Annotated in this window: 5 protein-coding genes and 1 pseudogene; 5 read left to right on the plus strand and 1 reads right to left on the minus strand. The window is 37.9% G+C overall.

The genetic code is table 11. From position 1 onward, the window contains the following. A partial coding sequence (locus XEN7305_RS27980; RefSeq protein WP_006507268.1) for a DUF4347 domain-containing protein occupies positions 1–1,174 on the minus strand: 1,174 nt, incomplete at its 3' end. 324 nt (positions 1,175–1,498) lie between these two features. Between XEN7305_RS27980 and XEN7305_RS28805 the strand changes: the two genes are divergently transcribed. From XEN7305_RS28805 to XEN7305_RS30170, 5 genes and pseudogenes are all read left to right on the plus strand, one after another. Continuing rightward, positions 1,499–1,642 (plus strand): hypothetical protein, encoded by a 144-nt coding sequence (locus XEN7305_RS28805; protein ID WP_158500362.1) that lies wholly within the window; start codon positions 1,499–1,501, stop codon positions 1,640–1,642. Positions 1,643–1,707: 65 nt separating this feature from the next. After that, complete coding sequence (locus tag XEN7305_RS00205) at positions 1,708–1,956, plus strand: AbrB/MazE/SpoVT family DNA-binding domain-containing protein (RefSeq protein WP_006507269.1); 249 nt, start codon at positions 1,708–1,710, stop codon at positions 1,954–1,956. Next, positions 1,953–2,291, plus strand: a complete 339-nt coding sequence (locus tag XEN7305_RS00210) for a type II toxin-antitoxin system PemK/MazF family toxin (protein ID WP_006507270.1) — start codon at positions 1,953–1,955, stop codon at positions 2,289–2,291. The genes XEN7305_RS00205 and XEN7305_RS00210 overlap by 4 nt, the downstream gene beginning before the upstream one ends. A gap of 181 nt (positions 2,292–2,472) precedes the next feature. Further along, on the plus strand, positions 2,473–2,784 hold the full coding sequence (locus XEN7305_RS00215; protein WP_006507271.1) for a nucleotidyltransferase family protein: 312 nt from the start codon (positions 2,473–2,475) through the stop codon (positions 2,782–2,784). Next, positions 2,781–2,934 (plus strand): annotated as a pseudogene (locus XEN7305_RS30170) (nucleotidyltransferase); the annotation flags it as partial. The gene XEN7305_RS00215 and the pseudogene XEN7305_RS30170, both read left to right, overlap by 4 nt. Between the last annotated feature and the right edge of the window lie 145 nt (positions 2,935–3,079).

The following is a 3,079-nucleotide window of genomic DNA, read 5'->3' on the forward strand; positions in this document are numbered from 1 at the left end:
CATATGCCCCAATAATCAGGTCAGCTAGTCCATCACCATTAACGTCTCCTGCCCCACTTACCGATCTGCCTGAATAACCATTAGCATCAATACCATTGAGAACAAAGCCATTGCTGCCATCGAGGGCGGATAAATCAATTGATGAGCTGAGATTGCTACTACCGAATACCACATAGCTCTCTCCTGAATAATTGCCATTGGGATCTGCGTTAGGTGCCCCAATAATCAGGTCAGCTAATCCATCCCCATTGACATCCCCCGCACTACTTACTGAAATGCCTGATTCATCATCTGCATCAATACCATTGATGACAAACCCATTGCTGCCATCTAGGCTTGAAAGCTCGATCTCTGCTGGATAAGGTATCGGATCATCATTAGCAACGGGAGGGTCAAAAATCCCAGAATAAGCTTGTTGAGTTTCTTGGTTAAATATTATTTCTGCATTATCCGCTTCTGAGTTATCACCAACAGCAATATCAAGTTGCCAATTTCCTCCTAGCTCGGCGTTTCCTATTTTGGTACTGGATGCTTGGATCTGAGCTTGGGTTAGTTGCTGTAGTTTGTTGAGGAATTTCTGGCCGCTTTCTCCTTGAGCGACATTACAACCGTAGATGAGGAGCTTGGGCTGCGTAATGAAATCATGCCCCCTAAATCCCCCAATCCTGGGGGACTTTGAACTCTTTCTTCTAAAATTAGCTGGGCAAGATTCTTTATTTTGAACTTGATCGTGATATTTCTGTACAGTTTTGTTCCCAATACTAGAAGACTTTAAGCTATCTTCTCCCCCAAATTTGGGGGCCGGGGGGCTTAAGTGTAACTTATGTAAACATTCTAGGGATTGAGAGCTGGAAGGGGGAAAAGACGAAAACCAATTTTCTATTTTTGCGGCGTATAAGGGTAAAGTATCGAGATTTAGTTTGCTATTGCCTAAGTGAATACAACCAGGAGAACCGTGACTAACCAGATGCAACGAATCAACATTAGGATATGCTTGTAAAATCTCGCTAATTTGGATAATGCCATCGCGATGAGCATCAAGAATTTTAACTGCTGCCCCGGTCATGACTCCTGCTGCTAATTGCTGGGGATTAGTAACATTGGGGTCAATAATTACTAAAGTTGTGGCAAGAGCTAAATTGTTGAGTTGTTTGGTTTCGGCAAGAGTAATCATAGAGTTCTTTTCTGAATTCACCTAGGTTTCTAGTGCAATCAAATATTCTGGACTGTGACAATACTTAAACAACAAAAATTTATGTTATAAACAACTACTATTGAGATATTGTTTTTGCGAGTAAATAACTAATAATTAGTAAAAAATACGGTAATTAATAACAATTAATGTTTGCAGAATATTTATAATTAAGAAAATCCTTACAATCCTAATAATGAATTTTAAAAGCGTCAAGACGGAAACCAGTTATCAGTTATCAGTTATCAGTGAATCAATAAGCTAGATTTTCCCTGAATTAGAGGAGTGATCTCTGTTGAGTTTTAGATGCGTTATAACGTGCGATCTCGTAGTGCCGGCCGTTGGGCGATCGCGTACCAAGAAGCTAGAGATTGCTGGAATTATAAAGAGCGATCGCAATTCAAAAAATATCCCAATTTCCCAGAATACATTGTAAATTTGTATCTTTAATTAATAGGCAACGACATTTTATGTCGATTGCTTTATTATACAATGTATAATTAACAAGAATCCTAATGAAAGTAAAGTTAAGAAAATGGGGAAACAGTCTCGGACTAAGAATTCCTGCCAAAATCGCCCAAAGCATTGGCTTAAAAGAAAGTTCAACGGTTGAAATAATTCAATCTGGGGAAAGCCTAATTATTCAGAAAAAAGAAGATATCGCTCTAGATGAATTACTGGCCAGTATTCCCGATGATTTTGAATATCCGGAAGATGTACGCGACTTTGTAGAAAGTATTTCAGCCGGGGAAGAATTAATTTGAGCGTTCGTCGAGGAGAAATAATTAGGGTTAATCTCAACCCCACTAGTGGCAGAGAACAAGCTGGAAATGCTCGTCCTTGTTTGGTTTTGAGTCACACCCAATATAATATGAAAAGACAAGGCATTGTTATTGTTACCCCAATAACTAATACAGTGAAACCAGAGGTAAAAATAATGGTGGAAATTCCCTCTGGATTCAAGGTTAAAGGTTCAGTGATTGCTGAACAGGTTAAAACTATTGATTTAAAAAAGCGATGGTGGCGTACGACGGATGAGATATTACCTACTGATTTTGTTGATCTGGTGGTTCAAGTATTTGCTGTGATTATAGGTTAAATACATTTATTTTTTTTGTTGTTTCCCACTTGCACACCAAGAAACTAGAATTTGCTTAAACTTAGAAAAATGATCGCTCTTGAGTTTTAGATGCGTTACAAAGTGCGATCGCTATTGGTAAAATAATTCCATGACTCTAATAAACTTGTTGTGTTGGCTCAAAAGTTAAAAAATAATCATCATGAGTAATTCAACTCAGAATATAATTAACAATTTACTTAAAGCTAAGAGAGAAGAAATTATTGCCATTGCAGCTAAACATGGCGCTTTTAATGTAGGAATATTCGGTTCAGTTGCTCGGGGTGAGGCAGATACCGAAAGTGATATAGATTTTTTAGTAGATTACTCAGTAGAAAATATTAGTCCCCGGTTTCCTGCTGGTTTAATGTTAGATCTTTCAGCGTTGCTCGGACGCAAAGTAGATGTGGCTACTGAATTAGCTTTAAAAGAGAGAATCAGAGAACGGGTTTTACAAGAGGCAATCTCCCTATGAGAGATGATAGAGAACGCCTAAAAGATATTTTAGAAGCAATCGCCAAGATTGAAAAATATACGGTTCAAGGACAAACAGAGTTTGTTTCAAGACAATGAATTAGTTCAAATTCGGATTATTCATCATCTACAAATTATTGGAGAAGCTTCGAGTAATCAGCTGGAGTTGTTGCTCATAAAGCTTCTCCAATAAGTGCTGAGAAACGTGAGTTCGACGAAAATTTGAGAGAAAAGAAAGGCTGACATTGTATACTCATAATAAGCAGAATTAGAGAATCTCAGCTAATTTTATGATG

The sequence above is a fragment of the Xenococcus sp. PCC 7305 genome (assembly GCF_000332055.1).
Taxonomy (GTDB): domain Bacteria; phylum Cyanobacteriota; class Cyanobacteriia; order Cyanobacteriales; family Xenococcaceae; genus Xenococcus.